The following is a 15,170-nucleotide window of genomic DNA, read 5'->3' on the forward strand; positions in this document are numbered from 1 at the left end:
ACATCATGTTTAAACGGTTTAAAAAGGCTGCTAAAACAACCATGATATTTACTCTGGCTATCGGTACGACCCTGGCTTTCAGTTCTGGTGCATGGGCCAAGGATATAAAGATACAGCCCACTTCATACCGGACGGTTGCGGAGGTTAAGGATTGGGGAGCAACCATTACGAAGATCATTGTTAACCTGGGTAAGCCGGTACCCAAAGATGCGATAACAAAGGATACATTTAAGGTGCATGTAGAAAGAAGCGATAGCAGGTTGGTAAATCCCTTTGTTGAAAAAGGCAACCGGAAGATCACCAAGTCCTATGTATCGGACAAAAGCGGCAACCCTGTAAAGAAAACCGGAAACTACGTTGTATTGGAAATGGAGATCGGCCCGGCCATAACATTAAGCTCCGCTATTCATTATGATGCAGGTTCCGGGTTTAACGGATGGAATGAAAACAAATACACGATCACGCAGCAAAAAGCTATTAAAACCCAATCAGGAACGATTTCCGGCTTGAAGATTGATACTTCCACAGGTGAGATACGGAAGCTTGTTGATCAATTTACAACCGGCAAAGCTTTTTTTGACGGGGTTACTTTAACCTATGCGGACTATACGCCGGCAAAAGACAAAGTAAAAAACCCTCTAGTAATCTGGCTACACGGTATGGGGGAAGGAGGCACAGATCCAACGATTCCGATCTCTGGAAATAAAGCGGCAAATTTTGCTTCTAAGGACATTCAATCCTATTTTGGCGGGGCTTATGTGTTGGCGCCTCAGACCCCAACCTACTGGATGGATGGTTTTACAGGCTTTGGAGATGGAACCTCGAAGTATGAGCAAGCATTGATGTCCTTAATTAAGGACTACGTGGCCAAGAACAAAGACATTGATACAGATCGAATCTATATTGGCGGAGACTCCAACGGCGGATACATGACTATGCTGATGATCCGTGATTATAAAGACTATTTTGCAGCAGCTATGGTTGTGTGTGAAGCCTTGAAGGATAGCCTTATAACCGATGAACAAATTAGCGAAATGAAGGATCTGCCGATCTGGTTTGTGGCCGCCAAAACCGACACCATAGTACCGCCCAACGATTATATGATTCCGACCTACAACCGTTTAGTGAATGCCGGAGCAAAGGATGTTCATATGTCGTTATTTGACAACGTAGTGGATACTTCCGGCTTGTACAAGAAGAGCGACAAAACACCGTATGAATACAATGGCCATTGGTCCTGGATTTACGTGTATAACAACGAAGTATCGAAGGTGATTAACGGAAAGAAAACAACGATGATGCAGTGGCTAGCCTCCAAAACATTGGACTGAAAGGTATAGCTATGTAAATAAAAAGGTTATTTATCGTTAAACAGTAAAGCCTCTCATCAGCTTCTTAGAGTGATGGGGGGCTAGTTACTTCATAAATACTTTTATACAGACAACTGTTTCAGAATTTTTTCCAGGGTTTGAACGGATACGCCAGATTCCAAGAACAAGGAATAGCTTTTATTGTTTTGCGTCCATGCTGCTTGATTTACTACATTATTATTCCCCTTTATTGTGATGTCAGTACCATGTATATCCTTTTTGGAGACTTGACTATAAATTTCATAATTTCCGCTAATATCCTCGCTGCCTTCCGCTACTCTATAACGATTGGTATCTTTGCCATTGCTATAAAAAACTTCAACGATTGAATTGCTTATGACTTGGATCAAATCTTGCTTGTATTCATCAGTAAGGATTGAAGGTGCATAAGTTGCAAAGCCTACAGATTTTTCAGCAGCTTGTAATGTTTTAAATTCTACAAGCGGATTCGGAATTTGTACATTTTCCTCTTGTGGTGTATGAATAGTAATGGTTTGTTGAGTAACGTTAACCGTTTTAGGATTGGAGAAAAGAATATTGTATATTTTTACTGGAACATATACATTTCCTTTTACAGTTGTAGGAGCAGCACCTAATTTGGTTGGGGCGGACATACCAATTGCACAACATGGACGGCATGATGTGAAAATGCCAAAAACCCTTGTTGTAGCAAGGGGTTAGGAGATGTTAACTCTGATCAGATTTTTTTGAGGCTCTCATGAGTTCGTTGAACTTTTGAGTAGCCTTTTTTCTTTGGTTTGATTACATGCAAATAAGACGGCTCATTATATCTCAGAGAGCGCCTCCAGACAGACCATCTGCTAGAAGATTCAATCCAGAATAAAAAATGTAATCCGAGAAAAACATTAGACGTAAAAATGATGCTCCAACCTTTCTCTGTCTTCTGAGGAAGCGCCCAAATACTTGAAGCAGCAGCGAAGAATCCAGATGATGATTAGCTATCACTCATTTGAGTGGCTTTTTTTATCTTACATCTTTATGGTTATAATAATGTAGACATGATCAAAATGCTGTTGGACTGAAGGGATTGAAGATGAAATGACACTACCTATTTCTTTGCCAGATATTTCACAAAGGCCGCATCATCTGACGGTGGAACGAAAAATGGAGGCGTCCCCTGTTGTCCTGTATCAAGCGTGGACCAAGCAGTTCGAGCAATGGTTTGCAGCCCCAGGGTCCGTAATCATGGACGCCCGAGTGAATACAGCCTTCTTTTTCGAAACGCATTTTGAGGGAAAACGTCATCCGCATTACGGAAGATTTCTAAGACTTGAACCAGATCGCCTTATCGAATTGACCTGGGTTACTGGGGAAGGGGGCACAAAGGGGCATGAAACGGTGCTCACCGTTGAGCTTAAACTCAGCGGAAATGGCACACAGCTTCGCCTAACGCACGCAGGTTTTCCAGATACAAATTCGAGGGACCAGCACGAGCGGGCATGGCCGATGGTACTTGATCAGCTCGACAAGAAGATGATGACCAATAGCTGATTAGAAATCTGAAAGCTAATAATATTATCAAATAGAAAAAGGCATCTCACGAGTTTAATAAACTTGTGGGAGGCCTTCCCTACTCTTCGAAAACGCTCTTTAATCGTACCTTCAAATACATAGCACACCAGAAGCAGTAATGGAGTACCTCTACAATCATATGAACAGTCTCCGGCCAGCCCAATGAGGATAACGCCTTGGAACACAGCGTACCAACGATAAGAATGGCTTCAAAAACTAAAATGTCCATCAACAGCACAATGGCTGTACGGGGGTTGGTTCGTTGGAAGGGTTGTAGGGCTTTGAAATTCCAGGCCGTTGCGATCAGCTCCAGCATGATGATTCCCAGGGACATGCCGGCATATCCAAGACCGGGAATGGAAACTAAGGAATAAAGAATGATGAAATTGGCAAGGACTCCTGTTCCAAGGCCAATAAAGGGAGTTTTCTTCCGATTTTGTGCCCATAAGATGCTTGTTGTAATTTCCCGCAATCCGACGAGTAACGGTAACATCGCCAATGATTTAATGGGGATCTCAGCACTTTGCATACCAAAAACAAATAGGGAAATTTCTGAGGCATATTCAAAAATGAAGAAACCAGAGGCTAATCCCCACACCCATGCTACCTGAAGGGCGGTATGGCTTTTTTTGTAGAATAAGCTATACTCCTTATTTTGCCAATCTGAAGTTATTTTCATCGTGAGCGTATGTGTTAACGAGCCTGTAATTAAAGTAGGCATATAAGCGACGACAAGAGCGATACCTGTGACAATACCGAACATCTCCGCTGCTTCTTTGGAAGAAACCCCGGCAACCTGTAATCGTTGAGGGATGATGATCGCATCCATAAAGTCGGAAGTTGGGATAAGCAAGCGTGTAAGTGCAATAGCAAAGGAAGCTTGTACCACTAAAGGTAAATCTGCTCGACTTGATGGGGGGGATAAAGCTACAGAGGGACGGTTATACATAAAAAAAGCAGTAAGCACAGCAAAGGCTAACAATGCGCCTGTAAAAGTTCCCAGTACCGCTCCGCCTACAGCAAACTCGATGCCGGATTGAATAAATAGTGGCACCAGCAACATTAAAGTACCGATCCGGGCGGTTTGCTCTATGATTTCCGAAAGGGCAATCGCAGTGTACCTTTCAAGCCCTTGCAAATATCCGCGCAGCAGACTTAGCAAGGGAACGGCCAGTATAGCAGGGGAGAGGCATCGAATTACAAAATCGAGCTGTGGATAGCCGAGCAAATTAGCGATCGGCTTTGATAGCCAAAAGGTTAAGATACTGCATGCCAATCCTGTGAGAATCAGGAATATCGCAAATACTTTGAACAACCGCCAGCCTCTTGCTGTATGTTTAGCTGTAAACATACCCAAAGCTGTCGGCAATCCCCCTGAAATAATCATCAATATTAAGCTATAGAAGGAATAGGCTAGCTGATAAAGGCCCATTCCTTCAGCTCCAACAAGTCGTGTCATAAATACTTTTCCAACCAAACCGATGGCTTTTACAACAATCATCGCATTAGCTCTCACCATGGTTTGTTTTAATATAAGAGGTAATTTCAAATCATTTTCCACCCCATTAGAAGCTGTCCATTTTATTCCTATGACAGCAACCTCCGGGATATGAACAAGTCTTAAGGGTCATGATGCTTAATCTTGTATATGAATCAACAAATATTTGGTATTTTTATCCCACCCTAAGTCAAAGGGGACTCTGAAACGGTCTGCGGTATGGGAGTTGACTAAGGGATAGCCACTCTGATCAAATCCGACTACAACCGAGAAGTGGTCTACGTCTCCTTGTAATACGTAAGCAATTAAATCACCTGGAAGCAACTGGGGCTTGTTAACATGCTGCTGTCGTTCATTGACCGATTGGACAATATCGGAGAAGCTTCCTTGTTCTATAATCCTTCCATAGCCGGAGCGTAGCAGAAAATTTTTAAATGCGTCCGTTTGAACCCAGGATTGGCTTCCACCGTTGCGATACAAGTAATGCCACCCTGATTTCATAGGAAGCCCTCCACCTTCCTCCTTGTCCCCGATAACTTGGGAGGAGAAGTTGGTACAATCGCCTCCTTTGGAGTTATAATCCAGGTATTTTTGATTATATCGCTGACCATTACCTGCTCCCCATGTCGTTCCTGCATACTTGTTCGCATAGTCAACGGCGCGGGCCCTGTTGTATTTATGAATAACCCTTTCTGGTGTTGCCGGATCTTTATGGGGAGTAAAAAATAAGTCGGATTTTTGAATTTTTTTTGAATTCTCTTCCAGAGGATCTGAATACCATTCACGTTCCACGTACCAACGATTATCTCTTTTTCTCAGTGTAATGCCATGACGTGTTCCAATTCCAAAATCATGCCGACCGGGATAGCTGTCGATATACTCATAGCTCAATTTCAAGGACTGAACAAGTGACACTTTTGCCGTATCGCCCAACACTATGGCCCGGGCTATCCGAATGGAACTTTTCGCATTCACAAATTTTATTTTTCGAAACTTGGCCCATTCATGAATATATTCGGCCCTGTTTAGTTCATGAAGGTACGCATATTGGCTGCTTCGTTTATCTTTAAATAAGTAATGGTCTTCGATATGCGTTTTGTCCTGATCCATTAACAACCGGGTACGGTCATCAAACAGTTCTTGAAGAAAAGGGGTAACGTTATCCTGTTTAGCTGGCTCGGCTTGTGCATGAAATAAAGAGAAGCTGTAAGCCGGAATTATTATTAAGATCATGCACAGCAATTGTAATTTTCTGATCCTAAGCACAATTATTCATTCTCCTTGAAAATAATTGGGTTGTTTTTGGAATTGTCCTTGTTTTGAACCGTAATTTTCTCACAGGCTGAATTCATGTGTGTTAATTTGGTAAAGACGACCAGCCTTCCTTCATGCTCCTTCTTGCTTCGACTGTAGCGTCCGGCACAGGTAATCAAGTTTAAACGGTGTTCTTCTGTAGGGCCAAAAATCGTTTGAATCGGTGCTTCAGAGGTTAAGTAAAATTTTACCGACTCCACAACAAACTGTAGCTTACAACCGTCATCGCCAGTCACATACACAAAATCCCCCCTTTTCAGTTTTTTAAGAGGATAAAAAACTGCCGGGCCTGTGTATGTATCAACATGACCATCCATAATTGCATTACCTGCCGCTCCTGGCAATATACCAGTAGATAAATAACCTACTCGATCCTTGTTGCCTGGAACGCCCATTTGACCATTTTTTAAGTAGGTTACCGGTTCTATAATCGAATGAATACGAACCGCAGGAATATCGATTTTACGTGGAATGCTCCCTTGGAAAGGTTTACTTTTAACCTGTAAGGGCTTCGTCGTTTTAGTTTGTTGAATTTCAGGCTTAGCCGGGGTGTGGCTGGAGTTAGCATGGGAGCTACCTTGAGGTTCAGCCGAAGATGAACAGCTCGTACTACCCAGCAAAATCAATAGCACAATGACACGAATAATCCACTTATTGTTCATATGAAGAAAGAGAGAGGGTTAACAAGCTAACCCTCTCCTTTTACCCCTCCCTAATTCATTTGCTCGCTCGCGCCACCGAATCCGGTTTTTGGCAATTTAGTAGCCTTTGCTTTTATACTTTTCGCATGAATGCTTTTTTCTCCAATCATTTTGGCAGGTGCAGCTTCACGCGCATGTAGCTTGTGGACTTTCTCATGTTTGCTCTTGGCGTGCAGCTTGTGTTCATGTTTTGCATGAGCCTTAACCTTATGTTGGTGCATTTTGTGTTCATGCTTTTCCGTTGCGGGTGCTGCAGATACCATTGATCCTGCTGACAGAAGTACAGCCAGGGACGCTACAGTCAATATTGCTTTTTTCATGTTATTGCCTCCTTGAGATAGTTGGTAATTCATAAATATATTTTCCGTATGAAGAACGTTTTATGTAGCCAATGATTTCAAAGGAAAGGATTGGATCGGAACTTTCCAACTCTTTACTTATTCACCTCAATAAGTCCTTCAGGAGTCTCACGATTGGCAAGCAGTTCGGATACGGTGACGAAGGTAAAGCCTCTTTTTTTCAGCTCAGGTAAAATGATTTTGAGGGCTTCAACGGTTTGTGTACTTTTATATACATAATCGTGCATGAGGACGATATCGCCATTGCGAGCATTACGAAGTACCTTATTGGCGATCCGGTGTACACCGGGCTTCCGCCAATCCAGGGTGTCCTGATGCCAGGACCATAAAATTAATTTAAGCCCTTTTTCTTTAGATAGTTTGACGAGCGAGTCGGTATAGGAACCACCCGGTGGACGGAAAAGATGGGTTTCAACCCCTGTTGCTTGAACGATGCTGGCTTGGCCCTGATCCATTTCAGACAGAGCTTTGTTACGGGAAATATTATGGAAGGATGGATGATGGAAAGTATGGTTGCCAACCTCATGGCCTTCTTTTCGTTCCCGTTTAACAATGTCAGGGAGTTTTTCTACACGGCTGCCGACGACAAAGAAGGTCGCTTTGGCGTCATATTGCTTGAGTAAATCCAGAATGGCGGGCGTTTTGCTTTCATCCGGTCCGTCGTCGAATGTGAGGGCAATTACCTTGCGCTGGGTAGGAACTTCCCATACAATGTCGCCACGTTCTTCATAATAGGCTCTACCCTTTGTTGGTGCAGGGGAGGCATACGAGGCGGCCTCGGTATAGGGTGTGGCGCAAAAGCTGGCACAGAACAACGAAACAACGATACTTGCAGACAGTAATCGGTTATATTTCATTAGGCTTCTTCTCCGTTCTGACGTTTTCTCACATTAGCTTGCCAAGAAGGAGCACATACCATTCCTCGTTCCCAAAATTTATCTGCTTCTAATTCAGTTAAATTCCTGTCCAAAATGTAAAATAAATACGTAAAAACCTCCAGCTTCGTAATATGCCGATGGTCGGCTGTTCACGAAATTGGAGGTTTTTTGTTTTGTGACTGAATGGATCGAGCGTTAGCTCAGCAGTGTCACCACCAGCAGATTGTACAGCACCAGCGGCAGAATGACGTCTCTGTAGGCATAGGAACGATAGGGAGTGGGGGTGCCTGGGGGGGGCGTGTGGTGCGGCTGAGGAACTCTCAGATACAAGTGATCCGCGTCGATGTGGACAATCCTTCCTTCATACACATGATGATCCATTGTTTGAACCCGGACGGTGTGATTGACGTAAGGACCCAACTGGTGATGCAGATGATCGCGGACCCTTTTGAGTTCTGTCTGAAATTCCGGTCTGGCCTGATATAAGGTTTGCGGATTGACAGTGTTGTACGGCATTCGCCTCTCACCTCCATACTCATATAATGATGTATCGTATGCAGGAGTCTGTGCCATTGTGCAGCTACCCAGATGAGACAGGTTTTACAAAGGCATGAAACATTAACATTATGCTCCAACCCACTTGATGTTCCCTTTACATCGAAACGATACACTTACTGAGGTTGGTTTGAAAAGAAAGGGGCGCTCCGTTTTGGGTGAGCTTAACAAATCTATGGGACTCGGGACGAGGAGCCAGCAACAGACTTCGTCTAAGGCCCGCGTACGCACGGGTTCGCTAAAAATTCAGAGACTGCGCGAAAACGCGCTGGCGTATACGTTTTTGGCTCCATCGCTCATTTTGTTTGCTGTATTTATGTTTTACCCGATGATCAAGTCGGTTTATCTCAGCTTACACTCCACAGATCCCGCAGGAAATGTTGCAGCTTATGTTGGGTTAGACAACTTTGCTACACTTTTCAGCTCGGGTCAATTCCTGCAAGGAATCAAGGTTACGCTCCTGTTTGCGCTGCTGACGGTGCCTGTAGGCATTTTACTGGCGCTGGTGCTGGCTGCACTTACACATAGCAAGCTGCGGGGGATGCGTATTTTCCAGTTCGCTTTTTCGCTGCCGATGGTGCTGTCGGTCGGCTCATCTGCGGTCATTTGGAAATTTCTTTTTCATCCGACTCTGGGGATGTTTAACTACGTGCTTTCCCTGCTACATATCAATCCGGTTCCGTGGCTGACCAGCCCGGATTGGGCGTTGTTTTCCGTAGCGATCATGACCATCTGGATGAATCTCGGCTTTAATTACATTATTTTATCAAGCGGACTTCAAGGGATTCCAGATGACATGTATGAGAGTGCCAAAATGGACGGGGCAGGCCCGCTGGTGACGTTTTGGCGTATTTCCATGCCGCTGCTGTCGCCAACGATTTTCTTTGTAACCGTAGTATCCATCATTGGAGCTTTCCAGTCCTTTGCCCAAATTAACATTTTGACCAAGGGCGGTCCGGTGAACAGCACGAATGTGTTCGTGTATTCCATTTATCAGGAAGCCTTCGTTAATTTCCGATTCGGAACGGGCAGCGCACAGGCAATTGTACTGTTTGTCGTCATCCTGTTGCTTACGATGATCCAGTTCAAATGGGTGGAAAGGAAGGTGCATTACCAATGAAACGACATCTTAGTTCAACACTCGTGTATGTGCTGCTTACGATTGCGGCTGCTTTGATTTTATATCCGGTCATTTATACATTTTTTATGGCTGTTATGTCGCCGGAGGAAGCAAGCGCCTATCCACCGAGCTTTTTCCCGCATTCCTTTCATATGGCCAATTTTACCGAGGTGTTTGAAATCGTTCCGATTGCTGCATTCATCGGTAACACCTTTCTCATTTCGGGGCTGACGATGATCGGTCAGTTGATTACAGCCAGCTTGGCGGCATATGCCTTTGCCAAAATGGAATTCAAGGGGAAGAACTTCATATTCAGCATGTTTGTCGCTACCATGATGATTCCGTGGGAAGTGACCATTATTCCGAACTATCTGACCGTACGTAGCTGGAATTGGCTGGATACCTATCAAGGGCTGACAGTTCCGTTTCTGGCGACGGCATTCGGAACGTTCCTGCTGCGGCAATTTTTTCTCCAGCTTCCCAAGGAATTGTTCGAGGCGGCTCGTATGGACGGGTGCGGACATGTTCGTTACTTCCTGTTCCATGTGCTTCCGCTATCGCGCCCGGCGCTCGGAACATTGGCTGTGTATTCGTTCCTGAATATGTACAATTCGTACCTGTGGCCGTTGTTGATCACGAACAGCGAGAATATGCGTACGGTACAGATCGGAATTTCCATGCTCGAATTTCAGGAATCCACCTCATGGAATCTTGTGTTCGCGGGTACGGCCCTTGTCATTTTACCGTCTCTGCTTCTGCTGATCTTTGGTCTGAAGCAGTTGGTACGCGGGATGGCAGCGGGTGCGCTTAAAGGCTAAACAAGCCCACAAGTACAGTAACACCTGCGCAAGCAGCCTATATACAGTGCTTTATCACCAAAGAATATTGCAAGAAAATCTGTATGCGAGAATCATTTAATCAAAGGGAGAGAAGAGAGATTATGAGATTTTTTCGTCTGAAAAGTGCTTTGACCTTGCTTATCCTCACTGCAATCGTTGTTGCAGCAGGTTGTAGCAATAACACGGCGGCTGAGAAGCCAAGCAACGGTAGTGATGCGGGAGCAGCAGCAGGTTCTCCGGTGAAGCTGACTTGGTGGCATTCCATGTCCGGTAACGGTGAGAAAGCAATCAAGCAAATCGCCGCAGACTTTAACGCCAGCCACAAGGACATTCAGGTAGAGCCGGTATACCAAGGTAAATATGATGACAGCTTGAACAAGCTAAAAGCGTCGCTGGGTTCCGATAGCGGCCCGGACATCATTCAGGTGTATGAAATCGGCAGTAAATTCATGATTGACTCCAAGATGATTACTCCTGTACAACAATTTATTGATGCAGACAAGTTCGATCTTTCGCAGCTTGAGCCCAATATTACGCGGTATTACACCATTGACGGTAAGCTGAATGCAATGCCATTTAATACATCGAATCCAATCTTGTACTATAACAAGGATGCTTTTAAAGCGGCGGGACTTGATCCGGCTAATCCTCCAAAAACATATGATGAATTCGAAAAGGCTGCCAAAGCCTTGAGCAAGGACGGGAAATCCGGTGCCTCCATCGCTATCTATGGCTGGTTTATGGAGCAGTTGTTTGCTAATCAGAATGCGGATTATGTGAATAATGGCAACGGACGCAATCAGGCAGCAACGGAATCGCTGCTGAATTCGGATGCAGGTGTGAAAACCCTGACTTGGTGGAAGAAAATGATCGACGAAAAGGTTGTATCCAATCTGGGACGTAACTCCGATGATACTGCCAAAGCTTTTTCCGCAGGACAAATTGCCATGACACTGGATTCCACCGCTTCGCTGCGTAATATTGTGGAGCAGGTTGGCGATAAATTCGAGGTAGGCACTGGCTTTCTGCCAAGAGCGAACGAAGCGAAAGAAGGCGGTGTGGTTGTAGGCGGCGCGAGCTTGTACATCATGAACAACAAGCCTGAAGCCCAGCAAAAGGCAGCGTGGGAGTTCATTAAATTCGTTGCTTCCCCGGCTGTACAGGCACAATGGAGCGTGAATACGGGGTACTTCCCGATCACCAAAGCAGCTTATAACGAGCAGGTACTTAAGGACAATATGGTGAAATACCCGCAATTCCAAACTGCTGTTGACCAATTGCACGCATCGGCGCAATCCACGGCTACACAAGGCGCAGTGATGGGCGTATTCCCGGAAGCGCGTCAAATCGTAGAGGGTGCAATCGAGGCCGTCTTGAGCGGACAGCAACAGCCAAAACAGGCGTTGGATCAAGCCGCACAAGAGATTACAGGCAAAATTGCGCAATACAATCAAACGGTAAAAAAATAATCGGCCTTCCCTTAAAAGCGGCTGGTAAACTTAATACGCGACCCCTTTACCAGCCGCTTTTATAAAATAACGGACCGAATAAGTGACCCCCTCACTTGTTCGGTCTGTTTTTTGTATGTCTGAATTCTCCCGTTTTTAGAACGTCCGTTTAGACGAACTGTCTAAAATTGTTTATTTTGTACATTTCCTATTGCTGGATAACTAAAAATGGGCTTATAATGAATACATATTTTTGTACTGGACGGTCAGTTCAAAAAGGAGGAAGCATGAAAAACCAGACGAAGGAAATTATTTTTAACGGTGCGCTTAAGGCTTTTTCCGAACGTGGCTTCAATGAAACCAATATGGAGGAAATCGCCAAGGTATGCGGCATTGCTAAAGGGACCCTTTATTACAACTTCAAAAATAAACAAGATCTGTACATTTATATTTTGAAGATGGGGATGGAGCGCTTTGTTCAGGATATCCGTGAAACCATGTCTCAGGTTCCGAAGGATCAGGTAGAAACGAGGATTCACAAGCTGATTCAAGTACACGTTGAGTTTATTGGAAGAGAGCCGGATTTTTGTCGTTTGCTAGTTAGCAAGGGATGGGTTTCGCAGGAGCAGCATTTTAATATCAGGCAGGTATTGGCTGACTATTTTGATTTTATGGAAGCGGAGATCGACTCTGGTAAGTTTTACGGGAAAATTTCGAGTAAGCTGGATGCGAAAACGACGGCAAATTGCTTATTTGGTATTTACATTTTTGCACCGATGCGATCCATGGTTTGGGGCGAAACGATGAACTTGCAGGTAGTTCGGGAGAGTATTGAAATTTTTGTTTGTAATGCGCTGGGTATGCATCATAAATAGACAGATGGAGTGATGAGAACATGAAAGCTAAAAAATATACGATTTACGCCGTACTTATTGTTTTAATCGCTATAGGGATTTATGCTTTGACCGCTTTTCAAAGGGGGGGGAGTAGCTTGTCTGCGGATCAGTCCTCTTCCATTCCAACAGCTTATGTAGAATCGGATACGCTCAATGCCAGCTTTAAGATGGCGGGACGTATTGATCAGATGCTCGTCAATGAGGGCGACAAGGTGAAAAAAGGGCAGGTGTTAGCCCATCTGGAAAGCCGTGAGCTGGAAGACAAGGTGAAACAGGCACAGGCGGCATTGCTGGCAGCCCAGAGTAATGTGTCCAAAGCGAAGGCTGGCGTATTGCAGGCTCAAGCGGGAGTGGGGCAGGCACAGGCTACCGTGAGTGCAGCTCAGGCCAAAAAGAGCCAGGGCACCACAGCAGTGGGCGTGACTGCACAGGCTTCCTCCAGTCAGATCGAACAGGCACAAGCGGCTGCGGCTGCGGCCAAAGCGAAGCTGGATGCCCTCAAGAGCGGCGCAAGACCGCAAGAGCTGGAGCAAGCACAAGTGAGTGTGAAGGCTGCCAAGGAAACGCTGGATTTGACCACTAAAAATCTGGAGCGTGCCAAAAAGCTTCAAGAAGCCGGGGCAGCAACCCAAGCCTCACTGGATCAAGCGACGCTGGACCATCAACAGGCGGAAGCCAAGTACAATTCAGCATTCCAGCAACTGAATATGGTACGCGAGGGAAGCCGCAAGGAAGAAATTACGGCGGCTGAAGCACAATACCGTCAGGCATTGGCTGCGGTGAAGGAAGCACAGGCAGGAGCAGGCAAGGTTACTTTGCAGCAGGAGGATGTCAAAGCCGCGCAGGCTTCGGTAGAACAGGCGCAATCTGCTGTGAAGGCGGCGCAATCCACGGTAGAGCAGGCACAGTCGGCGGTTGCAGGTGCCAACGCACAGGTAGCCCAGGCAGAAGCTGCCCTTCAGGAAGCTCAGACCTACTTGAGCTACACCACGTTGCGTGCATCCGAGGACGGCATTGTGAAATCCAAATCGCTCAGCTTGGGTGAAATGGCCAGCGCAGGCTTCCCGGTCTATACGATTGAAACTTCGACTCAGCGTTGGGCTAAATTCTATGTGCCGGAAACGTCTTTGAATGGTCTTCAGGCAGGGGATACTGTACAAGTTAAACTGCTGTCGGGCGGCAAGGAGCTGAAAGGTAAAGTCATCTTGCTGGAATCGGCTGCCGACTTCGCTATTCAAAAACCGAGTCAAAGCTCCGGTGATAAGGATGTCCGTTCCTTTGGCGTTAAAATAGCTTTGCCGGATCTTGCTGCTTCGGTTCCGACAGGCTCCACGGTTCTGTTTACAGGCAAAGGGGCGCAGTAATATGCAGGATCAACAGGAAAGAATTCGTATCCGCGATGTATTTCGTGAGGAATGGCTGAGCATCTTCCGGGATCGACGCTTTATGGCTATTCTGCTGATTACACCGATTGTGTATACCATCTTGTTCGGCTTCCTGTATTCTCATCAGCGGATTACCGAGATGCCTGTCACGGTATATGATGGAGATAATTCTCAGCTCAGTCGCCAGATCATTCAGGCGTTCGATGCGACAGATTCGTTTGCCGTTACACGGCAGGCCACCAATCAGGAGGATGTTGTCCGTCAGGTGGAAACCGGGGAAGCGAAGGTAGGCATCGTCATTCCCGACAATTTCACCACCCGGCTTAAGCATGGGGAGAACCCGCCTGTGCTGACCCTGATTGACGGCAGTAACATGATGTATTCCAACAGCGCCAGCCGGATCGCAAATCAGGTCATCAGTAGCGTGAGCGCCGGGGTTTCGGTCAATTCCATGAAGCAAAAGGGAATGAACGCCGATCAGGCGGCATCAACGCTGAGTACCATCCCGTTCCGGTCCAGAGTGCTGTTCAACCCGGTATATGATTACAAGCTGTTCATGCCGCTGGGGGTCATTTCTGCCGCTCTCCAGCAGTGTTTGCTGCTCGGTATTGCTTTGTCCTGTACGCGGGATAAGGAAGCAGGGACTTGGGGGAGATTTGCCGCATGGAAAAATACCCCCTGGCGACTCGCGATTGCCAAGCTGACACCGTATTATGTGGCGGGAGCCTTCAATGTGCTGACTGTATTCAGTATTAGCGCCCTATGCTTTGATATCCCGTTCAGGGGGCAGGTGCTGCCGCTGATTATGGTGTCGCTGGCCTTTAACTTTGCCTTGTGCGGTTTAGGGTTCCTGTTCAGTCTCTTTTCCAAGACAAGAGTGGATGCGACCCAAACCCTCATGTTGATTGCCGTTCCTTCCTTTATGCTGTCAGGCTATACGTGGCCGCTGGAAGCGATGCCCGGCTTCTTGCGGGGACTTGCCGAAATATTGCCACTAACGTATTACCTGGATGCTGTACGGAACATCACCCTCAAAGGGCTGGATATCACGTATGTCTTCAAGGATACGATTGCGCTGGGCGTTATTGGCTGTGTAAGTCTGCTGGTGTCCTTCGCGATCTATCCGCTATTCTTTAGACAGCGTCAGACGGCAGACCAGCATGCCGATATATCAACGCAAGAGGGAGTTACACTTAAAGGCTAAAAGGCTAAGAGTAACTAAATACGCATATTAAAAAGGCAGATCAGGTTTTACTCCTGATCTGCCTTTTGGT

15 protein-coding genes are annotated in these 15,170 nt (G+C 45.9%); 8 read left to right on the top strand and 7 right to left on the bottom strand.

All coding sequences use genetic code 11. The features are described 5' to 3' along the window. Positions 1 to 5: 5 nt before the first annotated feature. On the top strand, positions 6 to 1,331 hold the full coding sequence (locus tag ABIA61_RS11910; protein ID WP_404580772.1) for a prolyl oligopeptidase family serine peptidase: 1,326 nt from the start codon (positions 6 to 8) through the stop codon (positions 1,329 to 1,331). A gap of 101 nt (positions 1,332 to 1,432) precedes the next feature. Here ABIA61_RS11910 and ABIA61_RS11915 read toward each other — a convergent pair whose 3' ends face one another. Beyond that, the gene (locus tag ABIA61_RS11915) at positions 1,433 to 1,984 is read right to left on the bottom strand and encodes a DUF4367 domain-containing protein (protein WP_404519851.1); all 552 of its coding nucleotides are present in this window, start codon (positions 1,982 to 1,984) and stop codon (positions 1,433 to 1,435) included. Positions 1,985 to 2,429: 445 nt separating this feature from the next. On the opposite strand from ABIA61_RS11915, the gene ABIA61_RS11920 reads away from it, so the two are divergent. Beyond that, positions 2,430 to 2,882, top strand: a complete 453-nt coding sequence (locus ABIA61_RS11920) for an SRPBCC family protein (protein ID WP_283655025.1) — start codon at positions 2,430 to 2,432, stop codon at positions 2,880 to 2,882. Positions 2,883 to 2,961: 79 nt separating this feature from the next. Here ABIA61_RS11920 and ABIA61_RS11925 read toward each other — a convergent pair whose 3' ends face one another. The 6 genes from ABIA61_RS11925 to ABIA61_RS11950 all read right to left on the bottom strand — a co-directional run bounded on the left by ABIA61_RS11925 (position 2,962) and on the right by ABIA61_RS11950 (position 8,169). Beyond that, positions 2,962 to 4,452, bottom strand: a complete 1,491-nt coding sequence (locus tag ABIA61_RS11925) for an oligosaccharide flippase family protein (protein ID WP_283655026.1) — start codon at positions 4,450 to 4,452, stop codon at positions 2,962 to 2,964. An 87-nt stretch (positions 4,453 to 4,539) separates the two neighbouring features. Continuing rightward, on the bottom strand, positions 4,540 to 5,667 hold the full coding sequence (locus ABIA61_RS11930) for an amidase domain-containing protein (protein WP_404580774.1): 1,128 nt from the start codon (positions 5,665 to 5,667) through the stop codon (positions 4,540 to 4,542). Between the two features lie 2 nt (positions 5,668 to 5,669). Then, positions 5,670 to 6,377 (bottom strand): class F sortase, encoded by a 708-nt coding sequence (locus ABIA61_RS11935; RefSeq protein WP_404580775.1) that lies wholly within the window; start codon positions 6,375 to 6,377, stop codon positions 5,670 to 5,672. A gap of 50 nt (positions 6,378 to 6,427) precedes the next feature. Continuing rightward, positions 6,428 to 6,736: a hypothetical protein gene (locus ABIA61_RS11940; RefSeq protein ID WP_044647859.1), complete on the bottom strand. Its 309-nt coding sequence runs from the start codon at positions 6,734 to 6,736 to the stop codon at positions 6,428 to 6,430. 113 nt (positions 6,737 to 6,849) lie between these two features. Beyond that, positions 6,850 to 7,632, bottom strand: coding sequence for a polysaccharide deacetylase family protein (locus tag ABIA61_RS11945; RefSeq protein ID WP_404519854.1), 783 nt, complete (start codon positions 7,630 to 7,632; stop codon positions 6,850 to 6,852). Positions 7,633 to 7,848: 216 nt separating this feature from the next. Continuing rightward, positions 7,849 to 8,169: a hypothetical protein gene (locus ABIA61_RS11950; protein ID WP_283655031.1), complete on the bottom strand. Its 321-nt coding sequence runs from the start codon at positions 8,167 to 8,169 to the stop codon at positions 7,849 to 7,851. 193 nt (positions 8,170 to 8,362) lie between these two features. On the opposite strand from ABIA61_RS11950, the gene ABIA61_RS11955 reads away from it, so the two are divergent. From ABIA61_RS11955 to ABIA61_RS11980, 6 genes are all read left to right on the top strand, one after another. Continuing rightward, positions 8,363 to 9,328, top strand: a complete 966-nt coding sequence (locus ABIA61_RS11955; RefSeq protein WP_404580776.1) for a carbohydrate ABC transporter permease — start codon at positions 8,363 to 8,365, stop codon at positions 9,326 to 9,328. Next, positions 9,325 to 10,146 (top strand): carbohydrate ABC transporter permease, encoded by an 822-nt coding sequence (locus tag ABIA61_RS11960; protein ID WP_404580777.1) that lies wholly within the window; start codon positions 9,325 to 9,327, stop codon positions 10,144 to 10,146. Before ABIA61_RS11955 ends, ABIA61_RS11960 begins: the two co-directional genes overlap by 4 nt. A 122-nt stretch (positions 10,147 to 10,268) precedes the next feature. After that, on the top strand, positions 10,269 to 11,636 hold the full coding sequence (locus ABIA61_RS11965) for an ABC transporter substrate-binding protein (protein WP_404580778.1): 1,368 nt from the start codon (positions 10,269 to 10,271) through the stop codon (positions 11,634 to 11,636). Between the two features lie 266 nt (positions 11,637 to 11,902). Next, positions 11,903 to 12,490, top strand: a complete 588-nt coding sequence (locus ABIA61_RS11970; RefSeq protein WP_283655035.1) for a TetR/AcrR family transcriptional regulator — start codon at positions 11,903 to 11,905, stop codon at positions 12,488 to 12,490. Between the two features lie 20 nt (positions 12,491 to 12,510). Beyond that, positions 12,511 to 13,875, top strand: a complete 1,365-nt coding sequence (locus ABIA61_RS11975; RefSeq protein WP_404580779.1) for an HlyD family secretion protein — start codon at positions 12,511 to 12,513, stop codon at positions 13,873 to 13,875. A gap of 1 nt (position 13,876) precedes the next feature. After that, positions 13,877 to 15,100, top strand: a complete 1,224-nt coding sequence (locus ABIA61_RS11980; protein ID WP_283655037.1) for an ABC transporter permease — start codon at positions 13,877 to 13,879, stop codon at positions 15,098 to 15,100. Positions 15,101 to 15,170 lie beyond the last annotated feature (70 nt).

This window comes from Paenibacillus sp. RC21 (genome assembly GCF_044907935.1).
GTDB classification, from domain to species: Bacteria; Bacillota; Bacilli; order Paenibacillales; family Paenibacillaceae; genus Paenibacillus; species Paenibacillus terrae_A.